At 62.3% G+C, this 1378-nt stretch carries 3 protein-coding genes and 1 pseudogene; 3 read left to right on the top strand and 1 reads right to left on the bottom strand.

All coding sequences use genetic code 11. The features are described from left to right. Positions 1-158, top strand: a 158-nt coding sequence (locus EN750_RS34410) for a carbon-phosphorus lyase complex subunit PhnI (RefSeq protein ID WP_189526678.1), incomplete at its 5' end; no start/stop codon positions are given. A 2-nt stretch (positions 159-160) separates the two neighbouring features. Here the strand turns inward: EN750_RS34410 and EN750_RS39745 are convergent. Beyond that, a complete protein-coding gene (locus EN750_RS39745) occupies positions 161-337 on the bottom strand; it encodes a hypothetical protein (RefSeq protein WP_189526676.1) in 177 nt (58 codons plus the stop codon). Positions 338-402: 65 nt separating this feature from the next. On the opposite strand from EN750_RS39745, the gene EN750_RS34405 reads away from it, so the two are divergent. Further along, positions 403-1302 (top strand): alpha-D-ribose 1-methylphosphonate 5-phosphate C-P-lyase PhnJ, encoded by a 900-nt coding sequence (locus EN750_RS34405; protein WP_127399283.1) that lies wholly within the window; start codon positions 403-405, stop codon positions 1300-1302. Further along, positions 1299-1378, top strand: a pseudogene (gene phnK, locus EN750_RS41200) (phosphonate C-P lyase system protein PhnK); the annotation flags it as partial. The gene EN750_RS34405 and the pseudogene phnK, both read left to right, overlap by 4 nt.

Genomic DNA, 1378 nt, shown 5'->3' with positions numbered 1-1378 from the left:
CAGACAATGTCCAGGCGACCGGCTTCGTCGAGCATCTGAAGCTGCCGCACTATGTCGATTTCCAGGCCGAACTCGACCTCGTGCGCCGCATGCGCGCCGAATATGACGCGCGTGAGAACCCTGCAAAGATAGAAGAAAAGCGAGAGGCAGCAGAGTGATGCTAGTGGCCGCCGCCATCAACCGAGCCGCCGCCGTAACCGCCACTGGCGCCGGCTACAGTCTCGCCCTGCGCGCCATCTTTCGGCGCAGGAAGAACCATGCGCCGAAGGACAAACGCGACCACGCCGACGAACGCCAGCAGCAGAATTCCGATATGCAGCCAAGCGGTCTGGGTCATCCGATTTCGCCCCTGTTTCCGCGCCCTGGATGCCAATTCAATAGCACAATGCGGATGTGATCGCCATGACTGACATCGCCACCTACAACTTCGCCTATCTCGACGAGCAGACCAAAAGGATGATCCGCCGGGCGATCCTCAAGGGCATCGCCATCCCCGGCTACCAGGTGCCGTTCGCTTCGCGCGAAATGCCGATGCCCTATGGCTGGGGCACCGGCGGCGTCCAGGTCACCGCTTCGATCATCGGCCCGGACGATGTGCTCAAGGTGATCGACCAGGGCGCCGACGACACCACCAACGCGGTCTCGATCCGTGCCTTCTTCAAGAAGGTCGCCAACGTCGCGGTGACGACCGACACCGCCAGCGCCACCATCATCCAGACCCGCCACCGCATCCCCGAACATCCGCTGACGGCGGGCCAGGTGCTGGTCTATCAGGTGCCGATCCCGGAGCCCCTGCGTTTCCTCGAACCGCGTGAGACCGAAACGCGCAAAATGCATGCGCTGGAAGAATACGGCCTCATGCATGTGAAACTTTACGAGGACATCGCCAAGCACGGCCGCATCGCCACCACCTATGCTTATCCGGTCAAGGTCGAGGGCCGCTATGTGATGGACCCGTCGCCGACGCCGAAATTCGACAATCCCAAGATGCATCGCTCACCGGCGCTGCAGCTGTTCGGCGCCGGCCGCGAAAAGCGCATCTATGCGGTGCCGCCCTTCACCGAAGTGGTCAGCCTCGACTTCGAGGATCATCCGTTCGAGGTGCAGACCTTCGACCAGCCCTGCGCGCTGTGCGCGGCCGAGAATGTCTATCTCGACGAGGTCATCCTCGACGACCATGGCGGCCACATGTTCGTCTGCTCCGACACGGATCATTGCGAGAAGCGGCGGGCGGGCGGCCATCACGGCCACCTTGCTTCAGAAAACCATCTTGCCTCGGAAAAAATGGAGCCGGCGCAATGACCGACGAACCGCTGCTGCGCGTCTCGGCGCTCTCCAAATTCTACGGCTCGCGCGTCGGCTGCGACAACGTCTCCTT

The sequence above is a fragment of the Mesorhizobium sp. M7A.F.Ca.ET.027.03.2.1 genome (assembly GCF_003999175.1).
Taxonomy (GTDB): domain Bacteria; phylum Pseudomonadota; class Alphaproteobacteria; order Rhizobiales; family Rhizobiaceae; genus Mesorhizobium.
This window is presented reverse-complemented; position numbering and strand designations above follow the sequence as displayed.

Excerpts from the sequence above, each read along its gene's own strand:
- EN750_RS34405 (WP_127399283.1), top strand. The coding sequence starts at position 403 with ATGACTGACATCGCCACCTACAACTTCGCCTATCTCGACGAGCAGACC.
- EN750_RS39745 (WP_189526676.1), bottom strand. The coding sequence starts at position 337 with ATGACCCAGACCGCTTGGCTGCATATCGGAATTCTGCTGCTGGCGTTC.